This is a genomic window from Bacillus sp. EB V-12 (genome assembly GCF_056158125.1).
Map to the genome: position 1 here is coordinate 189329 of NZ_JBUXJL010000004.1, position 22266 is coordinate 211594.

Here is a 22266-nt window from a genome sequence, read left to right on the forward strand (position 1 = left end):
CTTATTTAACTAAAGCATCTGTTTGTTTAAGTGTATACATTCACATTTATATTTTCTCTCAAATATACTATCAGTTTATAAATTCACCATTCTTCTCTAGCAGGTATAAGTTAAATTATAATTTGTTAATTGATATGCTTGTGTAACCACTGTTCAAATATTTTCAACTGTTCTTCAGTATGAAAGTAATGTTCACCCGTCTCCATAACTTCTAATTCACAACGATGTTTTTTTGTAAAATAGTTAATAGTTTCAAATTCGCACAGTTCATCCTTAGCTCCGTACATAATATATGTATCTGTATTCCATGTACTAATAGGATGCTCTTTTACATAGCATAAATAATCCCAATATAACTTTTGACCAATAGGTGTCTCTATAGTCATTTCTTTTTGTAAAAGCTCCGGTGTTACATTAAACCATTTCATCATATTTTCGATAATTCGTTCCATATTAACTACTGGTGATAAAAATAATGCCTTTTCTAGCACATCATTTTGATAAGCTAAAAGACTAAAATACGCTCCCATACTACATGCAAACACATTTATTTCTTTCCAATGTACTTTTGCGTAGTTCATAATTATAGATAATTCACTAACACAAAACTGTACTTTGCAAGGAGTGTTATCATTTTTTCTTTCTCCATGCTCAGGTAAATCAAAGCTTAATACTTGATAGCCTTTTTGATTGGCTTCTTCAGCTAATATTTGAATAACTACATCTTCCTTATTTGACATATTTCCATGTACTGCAATAAAAACTTTTTCACTCTTCTCTCCCCATAAAACCGCAGGAATATTACTAATTTTAAAATTATTTTTAAGCATACTCCCTCCATAAAATAAGACATATAGGACTTGGAAAAAATGCACACACTTTATTTATCTCTGTACAGCAGGCAGTATCTGCTTTAACTCTATTAAATCATCTATTACTATATCAGCCTGAGCAAGTTCCTCTTCTTGCGCAAAATCAAAATTGCATCCAACTGGAAGTAAACCGTTGTCTTTCGCTGCATTTATATCAGATAGCCGGTCACCAACTACCGCTGCCTCTTTTATATCATATTTGTTCATAATACTTTTAACTAAGTCACCTTTATTTAGCGATTGTATTTGTTCAATACTAAACGTTTCAGTCACCCACTTGTCTAAAGCATAATACGTTACGATTGCTCGTAAATATTCTTTCAAACCATTACTAGCAATGTAAATTGAACAATTATTTTCTTTTATATATGTAAATATTTCTTTTACATTTGGATATAAAGCGCCTTTTCCGCTTTTTATGTTTTCAATTAGTCTATCTAAAAAATATGCATCTGTTTGTTCTCTTATTTCAATAGAATGGTCCGGTAATAAAGCTTCCCAAACTTTCGGTAGCGGCACACCCATAATTTCACGGTATTTTTCAATCGGTGTTACCGTATCCCATAATTGAAGTGATCTTAAGTGATCAAAAGTATCATCTAACGATAATTCTAAAATTTTATCTGTTTGAAATAATGTTCCATCCATATCAAAAATTAATGCTTGTAACATTCCTATCTCTCCTTTTGGACTATAGTTTTACCAGATATATTTTTAAGCATCTCAATAATAATTTCTGAGCAATAATTCGCAGCAGTTTTCGCGAAATCATCATAAGAAACTTGAGCTTCATCATCTGCACTGTCAGAAATACATCGTATAACAAGAAACGGTATATCATTTATGTAGGCAACATGTCCAATTGCTGCACCTTCCATTTCTGTACAATGAGGTGCGTATTCATCTATTAATTTTGCCTTTAACTTTGAATCTTCAACAAAACATTCACCACTTACAATTCTTCCTTCGTGAGCTTGAATATTTGAACTATTACTGTTACATGCTTTACGTGCTAACTCTATCAATTCCTTACTTGCAATAAATTCCTCTTGGAACGGAAATAAGTTTTTCATTTGAGTTTTACTTACATCATGATGAGTAACATTCGTTGAAATAACTATATCGCCGACTTTTACATCTGAATGTAATCCGCCAGCAACGCCCGTATTAATGATAGAGTCTACATCAAATTTATGAATTAATGTTTGCGCGCATGCAGCTGCATTTACTTTCCCTACACCAGAACGTGTAATAATTACTTCTATTCCCATGAATTCTCCAATATAAAAAGGCATTCCCGCTATTGTCTGTTGCTCTTGTATAACTAGTTTTTCTAAAAGTAAATCTATTTCAATTTGCATTGCTCCGATAATGCCGATTCTGTTCATGTATGTAGTCCCCTTTATTAATTAATCCCTTTAATCCTCTCTGACATAACCGACAATAAAAATTTCGGAAGTACAAGTTGTCTCTTTAATCTTTTCGGCTGTGAGAGTAACCTATACAGCCATTCAGTTCCAGTATCCCTCATTATTTTCGGTGCTCTTTTTACAGTACCAGATATTATATCAATCATTCCTCCGATACCAATAGATAGCGGAACGTTTAATGTTTGTATGTTTTCATAAATGAACTCTTCTTGTTTTGGTGAACCTAGTCCTACAAGTAATAAATGCGGCTTGAATTGCTTAATTTTCATTTTTATTTCTTCTATTTCTTCACCATTTACAAATCCATGCTGTCCTTTAAATTGTGCTCCTGGGAACTGCTCATTTAATTTTTCTAATGCCTTTTTATTACTTTCTGGCGCAGCTCCAAAAAGAAAGACACGATATTCATTGTCGTTACAATATTTTATTAAATCGTGAGTTAAATCCGCCCCAGTAACACGTTCTTTCAAAGTTCCTTTTAATATTTTCGAGCCAATTATGACACCAATCCCATCCGCTGTTATTAAATCCGCAGATAGTAACATCTTTTTAAACTCCTTTGATTTTTCCGTATTTTCCTTTGCAGACATAACAATTTCAGGATTTGCAGTTACTACAAACCTTGGTTTCTCTTGTTGTTCATGTACCCAACCTTTTAATAAACTTATAGCTTTTGCATATTCTAAAGTTGAAAAAGGTATACCTTTTATAAACTGTTGATCCACTATACTCTCCCCTTATATAAGCTGCAAATATTCAACAATGTCTTTAGAAATTTGAATAAAAGCTTTATTCCAAAATTCATAATTTCTTATATCTATTTCAAAATGTTTTTTCATAAGCTCCTCTACTGGAGCCTTTCCTGTTTCTCGTAAGAACTCTTTATATTTCGAATGAAAAGTACTTTTACCTTCTTGAGCTATTTCTAATAAACTAAAACTTACTAAATATCCAAACGTGTATGGATAATTGTAAAAAGGAACATCTGCTATATAAAATTGAATATATTTCATCCATACAAACGGCTGGTATTCACTTAAAGCTTTTCCATAAGCTTCTTTTTGTGCCATTATAGATAATTTCTCAATTTCATCAGCACTTAATGGACCCTCTTTACATTTTTCATAAAATGTTTTTTCAAACTGATACGATGCTCGTATTGCCATTACATAATTAAAACTATTTCTTATTTTCCAGCTAAGTAATGACTTTTTCATATCTTTACTATCCGTTGTTTCAATTAGATAATTTAAGAGTACCGTTTCAAAGAAAATAGATGCTGATTCAGCCGTACTCATCGGCAAATAATCATCTAAAAAAGATGTAGATTGTTCAAAACTCATATTATAAAAATGCCAAGCATGTCCTAATTCATGAGCGAGCACTCTTACACTATCTATACTCCCATCATAACGCATGGAGATTCTCGATTCTTTCTCACTGAAAAATGGAGCACAAAACCCACCTGGTGGTTTATTCTCTCTCGGTTCAGCATCTATCCATCCACTTTCTATCGCATTACGTGCAAATTCTGCTAATTCTTGATCAATATTCTTACATGCATCATAAACGTTTTGTACTGCTACTGAAAAAGGAATCATGACCTCATTACTTTCCTTTACTGTCATAAGTTCATGCCATGTAATCGAAGCTTTCCCTTTCTTATACACGTTTAAAGCACTTACTAATTTATCAAGGTTTTCTTCTGTCACATTCCACATTTGGAATAATACAGTTTCTGAAATGCCATTCGCATGAAAAGATTGTGTTAAAATCTCTCTATCTTCTATTTCATTACTCTTTGCATTACGCAATCTCCCTACTTGATTTAATACAGTAGCAAAGATTTCTTTTTCCTTATGTAAAGCACATGTTAATGAATCGAATACTTCTAATCTTTCCTTTTCATTATCACTATTCATTGCAATAGTATTTGCTTGTCCAAAGGATAATTGTTTATTATTGTGCTCTATTTCTATCCTATCCCGTAATTGTATGTACATATTTTCCCACGCATTAAGTTCATCTTTTATTAACTTAGTATTATCTGAAGTTTCCACTTCATTATGTTTTATTACTTGCTGTAATTCACTTTTTAGTTCCTTCACTTTCACGGTCAATTTAGTAAGGTCAGATGAAACACTTTCTTCAACCGATCGACAGTACAAATAGTATTCTGCTTTTTCAATAGCTTGTATAAGCTTTGAAAGAATCTCTACATCTTTTGTTACAAAATATTTCTCTTTCAACTCCAAAATTGGAAATAGAATATCCTCATTCGAATACAAGCGATTTAAATCCCATCTAGCAATTTCTTGCATTTTTATAGCCGCCTCCTATTTTTACAAATAGTTACAGATATTTCTTCCTACACAATTATATATGAAATGGCAAAATTTTGATATCTTCAAATATTTAAATTCCTATAAATACATTCTTATTTATACTCTTTTCTTCTACCATTAAGTATCATTACACATATAAAAAATACTCCCTCTACAAGATTGCATTTGATATAGGAAAACTTCAAAGATTTTATCTTCATCAATACCATATCGACCAATTATCACAGATTAAAAAATAAAAAAGGATTGATCAAAAGATCAATCCTTTACTCTACTTCATTTAAGAAAAATAACGTTATAACGCCAGGTCCTGTATGTGCTCCGATTGCTGCACCAATTGTATTTACGATAAATACTTCACAGCCAAATCTTTCCGTAATTAATGATTTTAATGCTTCCGCTGTTTCTAAATCGTCACCGTGAGTCATACCGATTGTTTGACCTTTAAGGTCTTTACCACGTTCTTCCATAATATCAACAATACGGCTTAATACTTTCTTTTTCCCTCGTACCTTTTCAAGTGGTACAAGTTTTCCTTCTTCCACGTTTAAGATCGGTTTAATGTTTAGTAAACCACCGATAAATCCTGCGACTTTACTTAAACGTCCACCTCTCACTAAGTACTGTAAGTCAGCTACAGTGAAGATATGTTCCATATGGCTCATTAGAAAATCAACACGCTTTAAAATATCTTCTTTTGATGCGCCGTCTTTTGCCATTTTAGCAGCTTCTAAAACGACAAGACCTTGACCAAGCGAAGCACATTTCGTATCAATAATTTCTAAATCTAAGTTAGCATATGTTTCTTTTACTTCCTCTTTAATGACAACTGATGATTGATATGTACCAGACAGTTCAGATGAAAAAGCTAAATATATACAAGGATTACCTTCTTTTGCATAAGAAACAAATTTTTCTTGGAACGTTTCAAGTGAAGGCAATGACGTTCTATAAACAGCGCCTTCTCTCATTTTTTGCAATAATGTAACTGACTCTAATGTTACTCCATCTAAATACTCTGTTTCTGCTTCATCATATACACGGAGTGGAATTAAATCAATATCATATGCTTGCAGCAATTCTACTGGTAAATCCGCCGCACTATCCGTAATGATTTTAACACCCATTTTTAAACCTCTATTCTGTTATAAATATAAAATAATAAAATAAAAATAGTACTTTTAAATTATATACGTAAAACTTAAATGAAGAAAGGAAAACACTTTATATTGTATGCACTATTCTTCAAAACTTGAACTGTTAATGAAAATGATTCTATTTTAAACACCTTTTTCTTATTATTTTTCTAAAACACGAATAATTTTATAAGTATTTTGTATCATTATATTTTAATTCTTTATCTTAATATAATCTTTTCAAATTCATACTGTTTAAAATTGAAAAGCCAAATCCAATAAAGGAAATGGCTTTTACATTTTCATAAAATAACCAAACTTTATTTTCCATCACATTGTTTGTTTACATTCATACTTTGGTGATGTTGAATATTAGTCCAGTTATGATAAATATTTATAGCCTGTACTATAATTAAAACAGTGAATATTCACCTGTAAGAATCACTAGATAAAAACAAGTTAAACATTTTATAAAATATTTAATTTTACTAGTAAAGCTAATAAAATTTGGAGAAGAATTTGAACATTTACTGCTATGTCTGTATCCGTAGTCGTAACTGTAACATTTCTAGAATTTCTAATAACAGTTTCTTGTTTATTAATTTGTTTAATAGATGATTTTTGAAACAATTCTTGTGCTACACGGTCAGCTTTTTCACTATCTGCTATAGAAATACTTATTATAACCACGATAGCTGCTTGTAATGCTGCTTGAATAGATAAAGCAGCTTTTGTATCTGTAGTAGTAACTTCTACATCTGCTGAATCTACAATTGTAATAGATTCTTCAGAAATTTGATACGTTTTACTTTCTTGCGCAGCTGCTTCTGAAACGCTAGCATTTTTAAAAGATGGATGAGGATTTGAGGAATCTAATGCACTCCACTTTTTATTTTCATCTGAATGACATGTTTTGTCCATGCGTTCACCCCCTTTCAATCTAAATAATTATTAACTTGTGATTGTATTTCAGAAACAATACTTTTAATTTGCTGCTTTTTTTCTGGTGATAAATTTTTTAATTTTTCTTCATTTATCCCATGCCTATTAAAAATATCTGAGAGTAAAAGGTCTATAATTATATTCTTTTGATCCTTATCAAACTTAAAGGAAGAAAATTTGTTTAAATCATCCATTTACAATATTCACTCCAATCAATTTTCTATAAAAATTTTAAATATCTACGAGCATTATATGTAATGAAATAAAAATTGCTTGGACAAGTAACTTAATCTTCTATTTTCACTTCTTTTTGCTAATAAAATCAAAAGCTGACTTCTAATAAGAAGACAGCTTTCCTTCACTTCACATAAATATAAGTTTCATTACTGTTAAATCATGTATTTTATCTTTATTTGTAGTTTTCCACACTTGCTTTACCATTAATCTTGAATATTAATTCAGTCATAATAAAAAGTCCAAGCTTGTACCACGTATTACAACAAAAAACATTTACTTAGAGTGAAAACTTATAGCTAAATATCAATAGGATAGACACTTTATAAAATGTTTAGTTTAACTAATAAAGCTAATAAAATTTGAAGGAGAATTTGAATATTCACTGCAATATCTGTATCAGTAGTTGTTACGGTTACGTTTCTAGAATTTTTAATAAATGTTTTTTGTCTATTAATTTGTTTAATAGCTGATTTTTGAAATAATTCTTGTGTTATTTTATCTGCCTTTTCACTATCTGCTATAGAAATACTTACTACAACTACGATAGCTGCTTGTAATGCCGCTTGGATAGATAGCGCAGCTTTTGTATCTGTAGTAGTAACTTGTACATCTGCTGAATCAACTATTTCAATATATTCCTCAGAAATTTGATCGATTTCATCTGTTTGTATAGCTGCCTCTAAAAAATTTGCATTTTTACTAAACGAATAATCATTTAATGATTCGCAATCTTCTTTTTTTGGCTCACAATCCTCTTTTTTTGGCTCACAATCCTCTTTTTTTGGCTCATGAACTCGTTTTTTCGGCTCAAACTCCCGGTTTAATGGATCCCGATTTTTCTTTCGTCTACAAACTTCACATTCACACATAAAATCACCCCTTTTAGTCTTAAAAATTAGCAATATTAAAATATTGACTAACTAATAGCATTTTATGTATTTTTTAAAAATTTGTTTGGACAAGTAACTTAATCTTCTACTTCTTTTTCTAATAAAAAAAGCTGCCTTCTAATAAGAAGACAACTTTCTTTGTGACTACTCTAGAATAGATTTCATACAATATAATTGTTCCTTCCTTATAACCTGAGTTCGTCACTTTAGTTATAAAAATGTGGGTATATCCTATAACCTTTTTTAGGGACCATCCATAATTTATTTCATAAAAAGTGCTTTGTTTTACTGAAAGGTGGTTGCGGAAACAACCGCCTTTTTATTCGGAACAAAATAAAACTTTTATATAAAAGACCCATACTTAAATACACTAAACTTCATATAATATATTGCATCCTTTCTTTTTAGAATAAGTAGTCGTTTACTGAAGGGCACTTTTCGAAGTGCTCTTATCTTTAATCCCCCTCTTTTTCAGGAAGAGTTTTTTTACTAAACCATAATATGATTTGTATCACTAAGGCTAGGGATTACGACATTTCCTTAATAACTTCAATGAATACAGTAGCTACTAATTAAAATACCCCTATGATCTTCTCTACACTTAAACCATCGTGCATTACCGAACGCATGAACTAATTTTTATTTTGACTATGTAACACTAAATTCACAAGATTATTATCCTATGTTTGGTGAAGCCATCATTTCAATGCCAGCAACCCCACACTTTTAACTAATAACTTAAACAAATGGGCTACCTCAAGGTTCCTTTGATATAGTATGTTATGTTCTATATAATGAAGAAAGCGCTAGTATTTCCAAGGAGGATGTATATGAGTATTCAATTAGCCACATCTAACGATTTAGAATGGGTTAATAATCAATATGACTCAATAGGATTTGTACGAAGTGATTTAAAAAGAGATAAAGTTGCAATTATTACATATAACAACGAGTATGCAGGTGTTGGCCGATTAGTCCAAATAGATGAAGATACTTTAGAAATGGGCGGGATTTTTATTCTGCCTCAATTTAGAGGGCTTCAATTAGCTGGTGAGCTTGTTTCATTTTTAGTAGAAACTGCGAAAAAATCACAAATACAAAATGTATATTGTCTTCCTTTTGAGGAATTAGAAAACTTTTATAAGAAATATGGATATACTGAAGTCGATACTACGACAGAAGCAGTCCATCCAATTATTCTAAAAAAATATAATTGGTGTTTGGAGAACTACGATAAACACGTTCTACTATTTAAATTGTAAATGTAATAAAGTGAAACTTTAATCAGTGGGAGTTTTAATCAAACCCCTCACCAATCGGGCTTTGATTAAAACTCTATGTTCCGTCAATACTATAGATAATATGATTGTATTTCTCCATTCCTCCTGAGAGAGGAGCAGTTGGCTTTTGCTAGCTGCTCTTTTATTTTTTCAAAAAGTCACATAAATATCTTTAATTCCAAACATTCAAAAGATAAAATATGATATGATTGTTATGAAGATATTTACCAACTAATAAATGCGCCCTAGACTTACGTACTAGGGCGCATTTATTTTTTAGTATGTAACTCCTTCACTCATCTATTATCCACAAAATAAGTATCATATGCCTTATCAAATTCATATCCTAACTTTTCTGCTAGTTTAGCAGATGTAGTATTCGCTGCGTCCCAGTTTGGATACTTTCCATTTTCTAAGCAATCCAATATAAGAGCTGCACTTACTACAGTTGCCAAGCCCTCTCTTCTATGATTGTGATCAGTCGCAACTTCAATTTCAATCCCATCATTATAAATACTATACGAGGATGCACCGCATACAACTTCTCCGTTATATAAAATGCTATAACCTATACCACGGTTTATATAATCTTCTACCGAATGAAATTGACTTGTGAAATCTTCAGATATCTTATGTAATGTAGGGCTATTTGCGATATGCTCGTCTATTCTTCTTAACTCATATTCTTTTGGAAGTGCTGATATAAAAGATTTTAATTTTGAACGATTAAAAACTTCTGGATTTCGTTTGAATTTATAACGTAAAAACTTATCTATTTTTCTTTCATGGAATGTTTCTAAGCGTTGTTTCCACTCTTCACTATTTACGATAACTAAAATTCTTTCTGGAATATTACGTAATAACTCTTCTGTTTCTTTCGTATTTGGGTCTCCAGCGTAAAATGTAAAAATCCCTACCGTAACTTGTGCTACTTTTGGATTTTCAAGATCATTTACCCAAGCAGTACCCATATGCCCTTGTAAATAAGAAAGTAAAACAACGTTATTGAAATCCTCAAACATAGAAACTAGTTTTTTTCTTGTATGTATATTCGCTTCATATATCATTTACATTCCCGCCTTCTTTAGAATCAACTACTCTTAACATTTTCATGAGCGCTCCATAATTCGTATTCATATACATACCCACCTGTTCATCATAAAAGCAATTGACTATTAAATTAAAACTTCGAATATTTATAAAATATCAGTAAACATAAAATGATTATAACATCTACTAACTATGAAATGATCAACATATAAAATAAGTCAACAATAAATATATTTCTTACCCGTTAACAAACGGTTTGAAGGACCAACATAATTAATTATGTAACAACCCTCAACAATAGTTTGAGGGTGCATTTAAATACATGTGTTATAACTCATTTTTATAAATAAAAGATTCAGTCTCACCGTTCTTATATACTTTAGTCAATTTAACAACTGATTTGTACGTGTTAACGTCATCCTCTATCATTTTTTTCATCTCTTCTATTTCGGCATCACCAGTTCCGCCCTCTATTTTTAAACAGTTCGAAATGGAAAGGTATCCGCTTGATGCCAATATAAAAATAAAAATCGTATCAGGAAAATTAATAAATAATAATCCGTAGTTTAAAGGGTCTCCAGCTGGATGTGATAAAAGTAATCGAAAACCTACCAGTTCAGGTACTTGAACAAAATCTCTAGAAACTCTCGCCTCACCTACTATAGTAATTTGCTTTACTACATTCCCGAGATCATCTGTAAATTCAGTACATCTAGGTGGATTAATTGTTGTTGCTTGGAAAGACACATTTAATTCAGGATTGTTAAAATCGAAAAAGATTGTACTCCCCTCTGTTAAACAATGCGGGCAAACATTTCCTAGCAAGCTAAAGTCCTCTTCAATATATTTAACTTTTGTTTTGCAACTACATACTTTCCCTATTCGAATTGCATCAATCTTTGAACAATCGACAAATATAACCTCATTGTCTTCTTGTACGAATGATACGATACCTGTTTTCTTATTAAATGAAAGAAAATAAGATACAGCAATTTCGTTTCCTGCTATTATGATACTTTCAACTTTTGTATACGGTTCTAGACTCTGTAAAAACTCACATATACTATTTTGGCAACACCCACAATCACGTTTCGGTTCACACCCCACTTACACTCCATCCCTTCTCTATATAGAATTGCTACTACATATATATGAGAAGAAAATAAGAAAAGCTTGGACAATATAACGTTAACGTAGCAATATCGTTACCTAATCGTACATTTATATGGAAATCACATCATTTTTGAGTAAGGAAACATAATTTTTACTATAAATACATATAACAATTTCATCTTTCATGAAAAAAACGTTATAATAAGGTGTAGCCTCTACGATTACGTTATAAAGGAGATTAAAACAATGGCTAAAATTAAAGTATACCAAGCAAAAGAGGAAAATATGGAAGCAGTAAAAAACATCATTGATGTTGAGGAACAAAACCCAACTGCTGAAAATTTACAAAATCTATATGCGTGTGTATTAGATACTGAAGATATGGCATTGCCTGAATCATATATTGAAGAAGATATCTTAATTGATTCTATTGAAGTTATGGTTAACGCTTCTCAAAGCAAAGTAAGAGACTTAGGCGCATACGATGTAATCGAAGTTCAAAACAAAGGCAAGAAAACGCAAATTTTATTACTTGCAGACGAAGAATACGAAATTATCGAAGGCTAATCTAACACCGTACATACGAAAAAGCTCCTTTCCAATTAGAAAGGAGCTTTTTCATTACGCTTTTGATGTTTCACTCTTTTTATTCGTTTGTTGTTTCTTAATTACCATGCGCTCATTTCCCATAAAGAAAATGAATATGAATGCTAATCCAGCTGGTACCAATGCCCACATGAATGTTTGAACAATTGAACTAGAAAGAGCGTCAATAATCTTATCTAATATTTGCGGAGGGATTTGAGATCTTGCCGATTCTGATAGAATAGCTCTTGAATCCCCTAAAGCGTTTGTATTCATTCCCCCGCTCATCCCTTTAAATGCTTCTTCTAATTGATCTTGGAAACCTGTTCTTTGGATCATTCCGAAGATTGTAATGCCTAGTGTCATTCCTAACGAACGAATGAAGTTACTCGTTGAAGTCGCAGACCCGCGCTGTTCCATACCGAAGTTGTGAATAGCTGCCATACTTAGTACAGAGAATGAGAAACCGACTCCAAATCCGATAATAATCATATAAACTGTTAATAATGCACGACTTGTTTCTGGTGTTAACGTGCTTAATAAGAATAGTCCAATTAGCATAATAACCGCAGAAATAATCATAATGTTTCGGTAGCTAAGTTTAGTTGTTAAAAATCCGCCTAACTGCGCTGTTACGACTGATCCTAACATCATCGGTAAAAGTAATAATCCTGAGTTTGTTGCGGTACCACCGTATACACCTTGAATAAATAACGGAATGTACACAGTTGCTGACATAAATGCAGCACCGTAACATAAAGCAATAATTGTACTCATTCCGAATAAGCGCTGCTTAAACATCTCAAATGAAATAATTGGTTCTTCTACTTTTCGTTCAATAAAAATGAATGCGATGATTAAAATAGCGAATCCACCAAATAAGCTTAAAATAAAGCTAGAATCCCAATCATATTTTTGTCCGCCTAGTTCAAGCGCAAACATTAAAGAAACTACTGCACCAACTAAAGTAATTGCACCAAACCAATCAATCTTTTGCTTCCTATGAACGCGTGATTCTTTATAAAAGAATGTAATAAAAATAAGTGCTAAAATGCCAAGTGGTAAGTTAATATAAAATACCCAGTGCCAGCTAATGTAGTCGGTAATATATGCGCCAAGTAATGGCCCGAAAATACTAGATAATCCAAATACCGCTCCGAATAAACCACCCATTTTCCCGCGTTTTTCAGGTGGGAAAATATCAAAAACGATAGTAAACGCGATTGGCACTAATGCCCCGCCGCCAATACCTTGAATGGCACGATAAATACCTAACTGTGTAATATTTTCAGCAGTACCACAAAGTGCCGAACCAATCATAAAGACAATTAAACCGAAAATAAAGAATCTCTTTCTACCATACATATCTGATAGCTTACCGAAAATCGGCATGCCTGCCATTTCTGCGACCATATAGGCAGAAACGACCCATACAAAGTTTTCGAGGCCTCCTAAGTCACCAACGATTGTTCCCATCGCCGTTACGACAATGGTATTATCCATCGATGCCATTAAAATACCTAGCAATAAGCCCGCCACAACAAAGCCGAGCTTATTATTCTTCTCAACCATATCTCTTGCTCTCCCTCATACTACTTATATTTGTTTATGTTCTTTTACGACTGCATTACCTTTTTGATTAAAACTAGTATGATATTCTACAACACTAATTTCACATCCAGGACCAATTGTGACGTTGTTGCCTCTTACAACTTCAGCAATCGTATGTTCTAAATAGATATCATCTCCTTCAACAATCGAAGTTTGGAGGTTTCCAGCATGACTAGTAAAAGGAATAAATCTCGCTTTTTTACGCACAGTAATCTTTTTACCACCAATTTCTCTTACCTTACTGCCTTCATAACGAAGTGAGATTTGAATATTTTCAGCATTAAGTAATCCATCACTTTCAAGACCACCAGTTAATGATAAATCTTCTACTTCAATATCTCCCTTCACATTTAAAGCACCTTTTACATCTACGAAATCACCTGAAAACTTTCCTTCAATATCTATCATACCTCTAACTTTTGTTTTTTCAATATGAGCATCACCATGAATTTGTGTATTACCATATACTTTTACATATTCCGCATCTACATTTCCTTGTACTTCGTTATCTCCATACACGACATAGTTTTTCACTTTCACATTACCGTGTACATCACTCGTTCCGTACGTTTTAAACTCATTGCAACTCATATCATTGGTAATTGTTCCTTCACCGCGAATCTTCACTTTATTATAATCTCCGCCTGCTGAATTACCAGAACCATTTACTGTGAGACTATGTGGATGTTCCATACTGATTTCTCCCTTCCGTTAAACCTGCTTAATTTCTTTTACATTTGCATTTTTATCAACAGTAAGAACACCGGTATATTCAATCAGTTCAATCTCACAGTTTGCTCCTACTGTAACATTGTTTCCTCTTACCGTTCTTATGTGAGCATAATCAATATCGATATTGTCACCTTCTAATAGTTCAGCTTCTAACTGCAAGCCAAACACTGTTTTAAATAACCTACTAAATGTACCTGATCTATGTCTTACTTTAATCGTTTGACCACCAATTTCTTTCGCTCGACATGTACCGTGAATATTTATATTAATTTCATCTGCGCTTAATAAACCACCGATTGTAAATTGTCCTTCTGAAGAAAAAGTATCCACTTCACAATTACCGTCAATTGTAGCTTGACCATTGACTTTAAATTCTTCACCAGTGACATTTCCACCTATCGTACCTTTTCCTGCAATTTTCAAACTGTTTGCTTTTACATTTTGCGTAATTGTTGCTTTTCCATCAATTCGCATCGTTTCAGCATGAACTGTACCATCAACTTTACCAGATCCGCTAATTCGTGCACTGCTACTTTTCAAATCACCAGTAACTGCACCGTAACCGTTACATTCAAATTGCTCACATTCAACATTTCCATTCACAGTTCCTTTTCCGTTTAATTGCACTTTATGAAACTCGCCGCCATTCGATGAACCGTAACCATTTATAATCAAATTATCTGTACGCATACTTTCTCCTCCACTAGAACAATTTAGTTTTTAATGCTTCGGTATATTTCATAATCGCTTCGCGTAAAACGATTTTGGTGCCTTTTTCAAAAATTAAATCGTCCACGTTTGAAACTAATAAACATGTAGAAATCCCTAACTTTCGGACAATGATTAAGTCACAAGTTTTATGTTTCATTGCTTCATAATTTTCACGTAAAACTTGCAAGACCATTTTTCCTTCTTCTAAACTAATCTCTCCTGATTGTAGTAATTCTTCTAACATGTACACATAAAGAATGTCTACAAATTGAAACTCTGCTGTTTTATTCGTTTGTTCTATGAAAAATTGTAAAACTGGTTCTGATGCAATCCCCTTGCATAAAATGTCTTCCTTTGTTAAAAGAATTTCTCTCACACTCGGTGAAAACATGTTAGCTAGTTCATCAAGTGATAAATCCTCTTTCATCGTTTGGATTTTATCGATACGCTCTAATATCTTTTCTTTCGGAAAAAATGTCTCTTGACCTGTAAACGTTGATTTTCGTACAAACCAATCTTCCGGGATTAAATTTTTTCTTTTCCACCTATATAACTGTCCGTATGAAATACCAGTTAGTTCTAATAAATCTTTTTTTGAAATTAAATCTGTACTCAACTGTATAACACTCCTTCCTGATAACAATGTAACATAACACTGTTACGCTGTAAATAGACTTTTATCACAAGTAGCGTAACAATGTGTAAAACAAACCTATTCCTACATACAAAAAAGGCTCTTACACACCTTATGAAAATGTGCAAAAGCCCTTATATATCAAGACTTAAACCAAATATTATAAAAATCAATCCAACCTTGTGAATTAATCATTATATTTTGAACTTTTTCATGTGTACTTACCTCTTGTTTATTACGATATAAAGGAATAACATGAATTTGACGTAACAAAGTATCCTCGATATCGCGTAACAGTGTAACTCTTTTCTCTAATTCTTCTTGTCTAAAATAAGGAGACAACTTTTCATGAAAGTCCATGCTGCTTTGTCCATGAATAAAACTATTTTTTGTAAGAAACATATATAATAGACTATCTTCTATTCGTTCACTAATTGTGGCACTATCATGCATCATATCGGCCTTTTTTATCGTACTTATTTCCAATAGCTCTTCTATATCAAGAAAATTATTTTCTACACGAATCCCGTATTTCGCACACTCTTTTTGTATCCACTGTGCATCTTCAACATGATCTCGTCCTGTAAATGTGTAGAGTTGTAGCACTTCATTATGATAAGTACTCCTTTTAATTAAACTTTCTACATCTTCCTCAATCTCTACAATGCTTTCACCTGCTAATATTAGTTTTTTTGCCACTTCTCCACGTTCTCCGCCGAGTTCTTGAACGATTGTATAACCATGAATGATGTTATATAACGCTTTCCGAAATAACGCATCTTGCATTGGTCCTTCTTTCGTAAGATTACATGTTATATATGTCACGTTCGACTCAAGCCGGGACAATTCTTTATTATGTTTTTCTTTATCTTTATACTGCGCCTTTACTAAAACATCGTATGTACTTACACCTTGTTCTACATTCCACAACTCAACACGATCTAAAAAAGGTCTTTCACGAAAATATAAAGGATGTCCTTCTAAAATGAACAGATTTTCATTACTTTTATATAATTGAAAAGGCCCGGTTCCAATTAGCCCTCCTGCTTCATCTTCATTCACGATAGAACACTGTTCTGCACTTAGCATATGTAAAAACATTCGATTTTCTGTATGTAATTGAATTTCGAAAACGTAGTCATCCACTGAACGGATACTTTCAACGTGTTGTAACATCCATGCGTGTGCATTATTTTCCAGCTTCATAAATCGATTCAACGAGTATATAACATCATGTGCAGTAAGTTGTTTTCCATTATGAAAGTGAACTTCTTTTCGTAAGTAAAACGTCCATATTTTTTCAGCGTCATTATATTCCCAGTGAAATGCAAGTCTTGGCTCTATAATGTTTGTATTACCGTCTACATACACGAGTGTGTCGAATATATGTTTTACCATATGGCATTCTGAGCGCATTGTAGCGTATACAGGATCTAATGTGATATCTAAATTCATTTGTACTTGCAACCGGAGTACATCTCTTCTCCCTTCAGATGTCATTTCAACCTTATGACCAAATATTGAATCCACCCAGGAATGATATTCTCCCTTTACCGATGGAAAATGTGAGCTATAGCGTTCCACAAATATACTTCCGCTTTTCACATCCCCTTTTTTCGTTATTTCTTTTCCTCTATCTAAAATTAAAGATATCGGGTGCTTTTGAAATATTAACTTAGACCGATTTCCTCTGCCGCGACCTGGAAACCACTTAATCCAATTTAACTCATCTAATTTTTTTATAATTAATTTACTATTGCGCTCTGTACAAAATAATGTACCAGATATATTTTGCACTGTTACTTCCAATCGTTCTCCCTCTTTTTTTCCTTTTCCATAAGCAATCCATAGTTCAATGTATTGATCTAAAATAAACATCATACTCCCCCTAAAAGGTGAAAAATTCTCCCTATAGTTTCTACCCTTTTTCCAACTCTCCTTTCATCTTATCATTTCAATATAGAAAGGAGGAATTAATATTGAATTATCTCTTACTTCGTTACAATAAACCTATTTTTATTAGATTGTGTGGTGAATTATTAACCCGAACGACTGAATCTATGTTAGCTCTCATTATGATTATTTACGTCAATAAAATGTTAAACGGCAATGTAATAATAACTATGCTAATTTTCGGATTACAGCCACTTTCAGACATTTTATTTACACTTATTGCTGGAGGAATTACTGATAAATATGGCCGAAAAAAGATTATGTTACTCGGATTATTACTACAAGGTGTTGCAATCGGTAGTTTCGTTTTCGCTCAATCCGTTTTTATATTTGCACTGTTATATGTCATTAATGGTATTGGCCGTTCCTTATACATTCCAGCTCAGCGTGCACAAATTGCTGATTTAACAAAACAAGAGCAGCAAGCAGAGATTTTTGCTCTCCTACAAACGATGGGAGCAATCGGATCCGTAGTCGGCCCTTTAATCGGTGCAAGTTTTTATAATACTCACCCAGAATATTTATTTATCGTGCAAAGTGTAACTCTTACGATATATGCTGTTGTTGTTTGGACCCAGCTCCCAGAAACTGTTCCACCTATAAGTAAGTCGAAACAAACAGTTGAGGCAAGTTCACCAAAGCAATTTGTTTTTAAACATTACGCCATATTCGGTCTTATGGTTTCTACACTTCCTATTAGCTTTTTTTATGCACAAACTGAGACGAATTATCGTATTTTTGCAGAACATGTATTTCCTAATCTCGTATTCATACTCGCATTTATTTCAACATGCAAAGCCATTTTGGAAATCATTCTACAAATCTTCCTCGTAAAATGGTCTGAACGATTTTCTATGGCGAAAATCATCCTTATTTCTTACGCCTGCTATACAATAGCTGCAGTTGGCTTTAGTTATTCAACGACGATATTGTCGTTATTCTTCACCTTACTCTTTTTAGTCATTGGAGAAAGTATTGCTCTAAACCATTTATTACGATTCGTTTCAGAAATTGCACCTCATGATAAACGTGGTTTATATTTTTCAATTTACGGTATACACTGGGATATATCTCGAACGTGTGGACCAGTTATTGGTGCAGTTATATTAAGTAAGTTAAATGGAAGTATGCTGTTTTATATTTGTGCTAGCTTCTTATTAGTTGGAGGTATTGTTCAAGCGCTATTTGTTCAAAGTTTGAAACGTAAAAAAATCGTGAACCATCCTACACATAATTTATAGGTTACTACTTTTTCAGTAGATCAACATTTCTTATTGGATAAATGCTAAAAAATAAAAGTGAAGTATTTCGCATATGAAGGTATGTTTTATATGACAGGAGACGTTCCTTGTTTACAACTAAAAACACCTCACTTCAAGAAAGTGAGGTGTTTTTGAAATCACTTAATTTCTTATCCTGCCATTTTATTAATACTATCCTCTGGCGAAAATACGGAAATATGATCGACCTTACCAGTCGATTTTGGAATGACAAATTTCAATTCATACTGGTTATTTACTTTGTATACATATATTTTATCTTCACCATTCTCTTTAACTGAAGATGGTTTTCCTAATGCTTTTTCAATTTCTTGTAATGTAATCAATTTTAGTTCTGCATGATATGAGCGTACATCAAAAACTTGTGACCCTTTATTAAATCCGAAAACAACATTTTTATTTGTAAAAGTTGCGTACATTCCATTCCCTGCATATTCAGTTTTATTTGCTTTCCCCCACGCTTTTTCAATTTCTTCAATATCCCCTGTATGGGCTCCAAATGGCACATTAGGTACCTTTCCTTCTTTTGCTAGTTCAAACAAATCTTTAACGTGGTTAATTGATTTTTGATTAAGTGTTCTATCTTTCGAATCTTGCTCAGCTGATGGTTTTATTGTTTTTTCATTACTTGGTTTTGCTTCAAGATTTTTCTTTTCTTCTGAAGAATTGCTTTGTTCATTTTTATTATTTTCCGAGGCTGGATTTGCTTCCTTTTTTTCGTCTGTCCCTTTACATGCTGCTAATGCAAATGTGCATGTAAAAGCAAGAAATAACATAACTATTTTGAAATATACTTTCATCATTTTTACCCCCTATTGTATTTTATTCATTTCGATAATCAACCGGATGCGAAGTATAGTATTAATTAAGGACTTCTAATTCTAAATCGTCACTTTCCCATAATTTTAAAAAACTTGGAATTATATTGTTAATCATCGTATTCATCTCCTTCTTTAAACCTTCTCTTCTCGATGATAATATCCTCTATCTATAACTTAAAACATGCTGTCACAACAGCTCCTTGAAACAAAAAAACCAGTAGGAAGTGATTACTCTTTTCCTACTGGTTGAAATGAAATTAAACGGTAAATCTTAGCTTCTTAAAAAATGTAGCGATAGTGTTTTTTACTGTTTCAAAATTATAAGCAAACGTGTTATCTCCACTTAATGATGAAATACATGTTAAACCTGCAGCTTTAATAAAAACTTTTACATCTACAAGCATAGAATTAGCCTCCAAGAATTTAATTACAATCATTATAACAGGTGTTTTACGACGCTAACATGAAAGTAATAAATAAATTTCTATTATTAATTTATCCCGCTATTTGCCGGGCAGTAAGATCCCCACCTCAAAATTCAGCGGAAACAAAGAAGTTAGGTGGGGGCCCTGCTGCCCGTAAAAGCTAAATTGGTGAGGGCTGATAATCAGTGGGAATGAACAAAACCCCCACTGATTAAAATTTCACCTTATTGTACACCATTTCAATGTCATATAAAAAAGCTGCCCAAAAAGAGCAGCTTCAAATATGTATATTACACTTCAATTGATTTACCATCTTCAACAATATGATAAAGTAAATGCGCTAAATGATGAATTGGACCGTATTCTTCCTCTTCCTCATCTGTTTCGCCTTGGAATTCAAGATCGTTTAAGTATAGTGCTAAAAATTGATAGTATAGTTTTAAATCAAATCCGTAGCATGCAGTTGGTTCTTCATGATCCCCTTCATATTGTAACATTAAGTATTGATCATTTCCTTCTGCATCTTCTGCATCAAAGAATACGAAGAAGCCAACGTTTGTATCTAAATCAAATAAATGACGAGTACCTTTTTCAGTTGCTTTATTGAAGTCCTCTTCACTTAATTTATGTACTGTTGTCGCTTTTGCATTATCTTCTTGATGGAAATTTACTGTAAATGATTTCAATGCTGACACCTCCTGATTGTATAATACTAGCATAACATATAAAAAGGACTGCTTACAAATGTAAACAGTCCTTACATTCATTTTCGCATTGCTCGTAATAAGAAGCTTACGATGAAAATTAAAATAATCGCACCGATTAAAGCTGGAATAATTGCATATCCGCCAATGACTGGACCAAAACTACCAAGTAATTTCGAACCAACCCAAGAACCGATAATACCAGCAATAATATTACCAATTACACCACCAGGTACGTCCTTTCCAGTAATTAAGCTCGCAAGCCATCCTAATATACCACCGACGATTAAAGACCAAATCATATAATAACCTCCTTTACATTTCACCAATCAAAATATAATTAGAAACAATTGCTTACCATTAGTTATGTGACATTTTTCATAAGTTATTCATGTTGTTCAACTTTAAGATTTTTGAGAATAATACACACAGATTAAACCTTTTTTTGAACTAACGATTTATCCGACTTGTTATTACACACATTAAGAACAATCTGGCTTCAATATTGTTCGCATAAACTCTTCTTTAAAAGCTGCATAGTTAAAACCAACAGCAATTCTTTGAATCGGCCGATCATCAAACCTTGTTGGCTCAGCTATTTTTCTAAAGTCTGCTACACTTTGGCCCCTAGTCACATCATTTGTCGTACTAATCCAAACTGCCGATTTTTTATATTCGAAAATACTGTCATTTATAAACGAGATAAACGGTAGTAAATCGTGTATAGGACTTCCACCAATACCCGGATATTCTTTTTTATAGAAATTCTCATAATAAAAATCAATCATTGGTTTAATGAGTTTCGCCTGTCCAGTTCCTTGTTTATCTATTATATTGGCCATTTCAGGCGTAATAAGCGCGCCCTGTGTTACATTTAACGGGTATATGCTAGCGTTTTCCGCATATTTCATAACAATATTTGCTGCAATTGGATCACCATAAAAATTCGCTTCAGATACTGGTGTAACATTACCTGGAAATAGGAAAGCGCCGCCCATTATATAATACGAACAAATACGATCCATTATATTTGGATACAATAAAAATAACGTAGCAAGCGTCGTTAGTCTCCCTGTCGCCACAATTATAATATCTTCTGGACAAGGTTCGATTAATTTGATTAATTCACAAAAATTTTCTCGTTTACAAATTCTCATCTCAGGTGGAATAATAGGACCTAAACCGTGATCCCCGTGGATTTCAGGGAAAAACAAAGGCTCTTCAGCTGTCATCGGTCTACTCGCACCTTCAATAATTTTCACTTGTGTAGCATAGTACCTTTCTAAAAAATAAACATTTTCCGTAACGATATCTCGTGATACATTCCCGTACTCAGCAACAATACCTAGAATATCTAATTTACATGTTTTATTTGCATAAATTAACGCTACGGCGTCATCAATACCAAAGTCTCCAAAAAAGATAATTTTCTTATTAACTATTCTCACCCCTCTTAAGCATAATCTACTATTATTATTATGTGAAAAAGACAAGGCGGTGAAACAGCGCAAACTA

The 22266-nt window shown here is 32.7% G+C and carries 24 protein-coding genes; 3 read left to right on the forward strand and 21 right to left on the reverse strand.

Annotated features, from left to right (window positions below; genetic code table 11):
- Positions 1 to 125: 125 nt before the first annotated feature.
- The 9 genes from ACZDYH_RS16255 to ACZDYH_RS16295 form a co-directional block, all read right to left on the reverse strand.
- On the reverse strand, positions 126 to 830 hold the full coding sequence (locus ACZDYH_RS16255; protein WP_025687668.1) for an alpha/beta hydrolase: 705 nt from the start codon (positions 828 to 830) through the stop codon (positions 126 to 128).
- A gap of 54 nt (positions 831 to 884) precedes the next feature.
- On the reverse strand, positions 885 to 1544 hold the full coding sequence (locus ACZDYH_RS16260) for an HAD hydrolase-like protein (RefSeq protein WP_139849705.1): 660 nt from the start codon (positions 1542 to 1544) through the stop codon (positions 885 to 887).
- 2 nt (positions 1545 to 1546) lie between these two features.
- Entirely contained in the window at positions 1547 to 2260 is a 714-nt protein-coding gene (locus ACZDYH_RS16265) for a 5'-methylthioadenosine/adenosylhomocysteine nucleosidase (RefSeq protein ID WP_474886624.1), read from the reverse strand.
- 17 nt (positions 2261 to 2277) lie between these two features.
- Positions 2278 to 3027, reverse strand: coding sequence for a WecB/TagA/CpsF family glycosyltransferase (locus ACZDYH_RS16270; protein ID WP_006922103.1), 750 nt, complete (start codon positions 3025 to 3027; stop codon positions 2278 to 2280).
- 12 nt (positions 3028 to 3039) lie between these two features.
- Complete coding sequence (locus tag ACZDYH_RS16275) at positions 3040 to 4623, reverse strand: M3 family metallopeptidase (protein WP_474886625.1); 1584 nt, start codon at positions 4621 to 4623, stop codon at positions 3040 to 3042.
- A gap of 290 nt (positions 4624 to 4913) precedes the next feature.
- Positions 4914 to 5774: a DegV family protein gene (locus ACZDYH_RS16280; RefSeq protein ID WP_000538278.1), complete on the reverse strand. Its 861-nt coding sequence runs from the start codon at positions 5772 to 5774 to the stop codon at positions 4914 to 4916.
- Between the two features lie 477 nt (positions 5775 to 6251).
- A complete protein-coding gene (locus ACZDYH_RS16285; RefSeq protein WP_000361676.1) occupies positions 6252 to 6704 on the reverse strand; it encodes a spore coat protein in 453 nt (150 codons plus the stop codon).
- Between the two features lie 14 nt (positions 6705 to 6718).
- A complete protein-coding gene (locus tag ACZDYH_RS16290) occupies positions 6719 to 6919 on the reverse strand; it encodes a spore coat protein W (protein WP_000342253.1) in 201 nt (66 codons plus the stop codon).
- Between the two features lie 363 nt (positions 6920 to 7282).
- The gene (locus ACZDYH_RS16295) at positions 7283 to 7831 is read right to left on the reverse strand and encodes a spore coat protein (protein ID WP_016122685.1); all 549 of its coding nucleotides are present in this window, start codon (positions 7829 to 7831) and stop codon (positions 7283 to 7285) included.
- 851 nt (positions 7832 to 8682) lie between these two features.
- Between ACZDYH_RS16295 and ACZDYH_RS16300 the strand changes: the two genes are divergently transcribed.
- Positions 8683 to 9114 carry a GNAT family N-acetyltransferase gene (locus ACZDYH_RS16300; RefSeq protein WP_000027163.1) on the forward strand — a complete coding sequence of 144 codons (432 nt, stop codon included), beginning with the start codon at positions 8683 to 8685 and terminating at the stop codon, positions 9112 to 9114.
- Between the two features lie 314 nt (positions 9115 to 9428).
- Here the strand turns inward: ACZDYH_RS16300 and ACZDYH_RS16305 are convergent, their stop codons facing one another.
- Together ACZDYH_RS16305 and ACZDYH_RS16310 are read right to left on the reverse strand one after the other, a co-directional pair.
- Positions 9429 to 10199 carry a GNAT family N-acetyltransferase gene (locus tag ACZDYH_RS16305; RefSeq protein WP_000638727.1) on the reverse strand — a complete coding sequence of 257 codons (771 nt, stop codon included), beginning with the start codon at positions 10197 to 10199 and terminating at the stop codon, positions 9429 to 9431.
- A gap of 310 nt (positions 10200 to 10509) precedes the next feature.
- The gene (locus tag ACZDYH_RS16310) at positions 10510 to 11289 is read right to left on the reverse strand and encodes a BC_2878 family exosporium-associated protein (protein WP_000501710.1); all 780 of its coding nucleotides are present in this window, start codon (positions 11287 to 11289) and stop codon (positions 10510 to 10512) included.
- A gap of 252 nt (positions 11290 to 11541) precedes the next feature.
- Here ACZDYH_RS16310 and ACZDYH_RS16315 point away from each other — a divergent pair, with 252 nt between their 5' ends.
- Positions 11542 to 11862, forward strand: a complete 321-nt coding sequence (locus ACZDYH_RS16315) for a hypothetical protein (RefSeq protein WP_001062733.1) — start codon at positions 11542 to 11544, stop codon at positions 11860 to 11862.
- Positions 11863 to 11916: 54 nt separating this feature from the next.
- Here the strand turns inward: ACZDYH_RS16315 and ACZDYH_RS16320 are convergent, their stop codons facing one another.
- The 5 genes from ACZDYH_RS16320 to ACZDYH_RS16340 form a co-directional block, all read right to left on the reverse strand.
- Positions 11917 to 13452, reverse strand: a complete 1536-nt coding sequence (locus ACZDYH_RS16320; protein ID WP_000229616.1) for an MDR family MFS transporter — start codon at positions 13450 to 13452, stop codon at positions 11917 to 11919.
- 24 nt (positions 13453 to 13476) lie between these two features.
- Positions 13477 to 14184, reverse strand: a complete 708-nt coding sequence (locus ACZDYH_RS16325; protein ID WP_000400903.1) for a polymer-forming cytoskeletal protein — start codon at positions 14182 to 14184, stop codon at positions 13477 to 13479.
- An 18-nt stretch (positions 14185 to 14202) separates the two neighbouring features.
- Positions 14203 to 14913, reverse strand: a complete 711-nt coding sequence (locus ACZDYH_RS16330) for a bactofilin family protein (RefSeq protein WP_001258384.1) — start codon at positions 14911 to 14913, stop codon at positions 14203 to 14205.
- Positions 14914 to 14926: 13 nt separating this feature from the next.
- Positions 14927 to 15550: a YhbD family protein gene (locus ACZDYH_RS16335; RefSeq protein WP_000102240.1), complete on the reverse strand. Its 624-nt coding sequence runs from the start codon at positions 15548 to 15550 to the stop codon at positions 14927 to 14929.
- Between the two features lie 159 nt (positions 15551 to 15709).
- On the reverse strand, positions 15710 to 17446 hold the full coding sequence (locus ACZDYH_RS16340) for an ABC transporter substrate-binding protein (RefSeq protein WP_474886631.1): 1737 nt from the start codon (positions 17444 to 17446) through the stop codon (positions 15710 to 15712).
- 101 nt (positions 17447 to 17547) lie between these two features.
- Between ACZDYH_RS16340 and ACZDYH_RS16345 the strand changes: the two genes are divergently transcribed.
- Positions 17548 to 18762, forward strand: a complete 1215-nt coding sequence (locus tag ACZDYH_RS16345; RefSeq protein ID WP_474886632.1) for an MDR family MFS transporter — start codon at positions 17548 to 17550, stop codon at positions 18760 to 18762.
- Between the two features lie 170 nt (positions 18763 to 18932).
- Here ACZDYH_RS16345 and ACZDYH_RS16350 read toward each other — a convergent pair whose 3' ends face one another.
- The 5 genes from ACZDYH_RS16350 to ACZDYH_RS16370 form a co-directional block, all read right to left on the reverse strand.
- Positions 18933 to 19604 (reverse strand): YjgB family protein, encoded by a 672-nt coding sequence (locus ACZDYH_RS16350; RefSeq protein WP_474886634.1) that lies wholly within the window; start codon positions 19602 to 19604, stop codon positions 18933 to 18935.
- Positions 19605 to 19879: 275 nt separating this feature from the next.
- Positions 19880 to 20026, reverse strand: a complete 147-nt coding sequence (locus ACZDYH_RS16355; protein WP_474886635.1) for a chorismate mutase — start codon at positions 20024 to 20026, stop codon at positions 19880 to 19882.
- Positions 20027 to 20337: 311 nt separating this feature from the next.
- Positions 20338 to 20733: a hypothetical protein gene (locus ACZDYH_RS16360; protein ID WP_000834883.1), complete on the reverse strand. Its 396-nt coding sequence runs from the start codon at positions 20731 to 20733 to the stop codon at positions 20338 to 20340.
- Positions 20734 to 20810: 77 nt separating this feature from the next.
- Entirely contained in the window at positions 20811 to 21053 is a 243-nt protein-coding gene (locus ACZDYH_RS16365; protein ID WP_000638306.1) for a GlsB/YeaQ/YmgE family stress response membrane protein, read from the reverse strand.
- 180 nt (positions 21054 to 21233) lie between these two features.
- Positions 21234 to 22199 (reverse strand): nucleoside hydrolase, encoded by a 966-nt coding sequence (locus tag ACZDYH_RS16370; RefSeq protein WP_409532127.1) that lies wholly within the window; start codon positions 22197 to 22199, stop codon positions 21234 to 21236.
- Between the last annotated feature and the right edge of the window lie 67 nt (positions 22200 to 22266).

Bases quoted from the DNA above. Each gene is read 5' to 3' on its own strand.
- ACZDYH_RS16325 (WP_000400903.1), bottom strand. From the start codon at position 14,184: ATGGAACATCCACATAGTCTCACAGTAAATGGTTCTGGTAATTCAGCA.
- ACZDYH_RS16330 (WP_001258384.1), bottom strand. From the start codon at position 14,913: ATGCGTACAGATAATTTGATTATAAATGGTTACGGTTCATCGAATGGC.
- ACZDYH_RS16320 (WP_000229616.1), bottom strand. From the start codon at position 13,452: ATGGTTGAGAAGAATAATAAGCTCGGCTTTGTTGTGGCGGGCTTATTG.
- ACZDYH_RS16300 (WP_000027163.1), top strand. From the start codon at position 8,683: ATGAGTATTCAATTAGCCACATCTAACGATTTAGAATGGGTTAATAAT.
- ACZDYH_RS16350 (WP_474886634.1), bottom strand. From the start codon at position 19,604: ATGATGAAAGTATATTTCAAAATAGTTATGTTATTTCTTGCTTTTACA.
- ACZDYH_RS16355 (WP_474886635.1), bottom strand. From the start codon at position 20,026: ATGCTTGTAGATGTAAAAGTTTTTATTAAAGCTGCAGGTTTAACATGT.
- ACZDYH_RS16265 (WP_474886624.1), bottom strand. From the start codon at position 2,260: ATGAACAGAATCGGCATTATCGGAGCAATGCAAATTGAAATAGATTTA.
- ACZDYH_RS16255 (WP_025687668.1), bottom strand. From the start codon at position 830: ATGCTTAAAAATAATTTTAAAATTAGTAATATTCCTGCGGTTTTATGG.
- ACZDYH_RS16285 (WP_000361676.1), bottom strand. From the start codon at position 6,704: ATGGACAAAACATGTCATTCAGATGAAAATAAAAAGTGGAGTGCATTA.
- ACZDYH_RS16295 (WP_016122685.1), bottom strand. From the start codon at position 7,831: ATGTGTGAATGTGAAGTTTGTAGACGAAAGAAAAATCGGGATCCATTA.
- ACZDYH_RS16290 (WP_000342253.1), bottom strand. From the start codon at position 6,919: ATGGATGATTTAAACAAATTTTCTTCCTTTAAGTTTGATAAGGATCAA.
- ACZDYH_RS16260 (WP_139849705.1), bottom strand. From the start codon at position 1,544: ATGTTACAAGCATTAATTTTTGATATGGATGGAACATTATTTCAAACA.
- ACZDYH_RS16305 (WP_000638727.1), bottom strand. From the start codon at position 10,199: ATGATATATGAAGCGAATATACATACAAGAAAAAAACTAGTTTCTATG.
- ACZDYH_RS16275 (WP_474886625.1), bottom strand. From the start codon at position 4,623: ATGCAAGAAATTGCTAGATGGGATTTAAATCGCTTGTATTCGAATGAG.
- ACZDYH_RS16280 (WP_000538278.1), bottom strand. From the start codon at position 5,774: ATGGGTGTTAAAATCATTACGGATAGTGCGGCGGATTTACCAGTAGAA.
- ACZDYH_RS16315 (WP_001062733.1), top strand. From the start codon at position 11,542: ATGGCTAAAATTAAAGTATACCAAGCAAAAGAGGAAAATATGGAAGCA.
- ACZDYH_RS16340 (WP_474886631.1), bottom strand. From the start codon at position 17,446: ATGTTTATTTTAGATCAATACATTGAACTATGGATTGCTTATGGAAAA.
- ACZDYH_RS16365 (WP_000638306.1), bottom strand. From the start codon at position 21,053: ATGATTTGGTCTTTAATCGTCGGTGGTATATTAGGATGGCTTGCGAGC.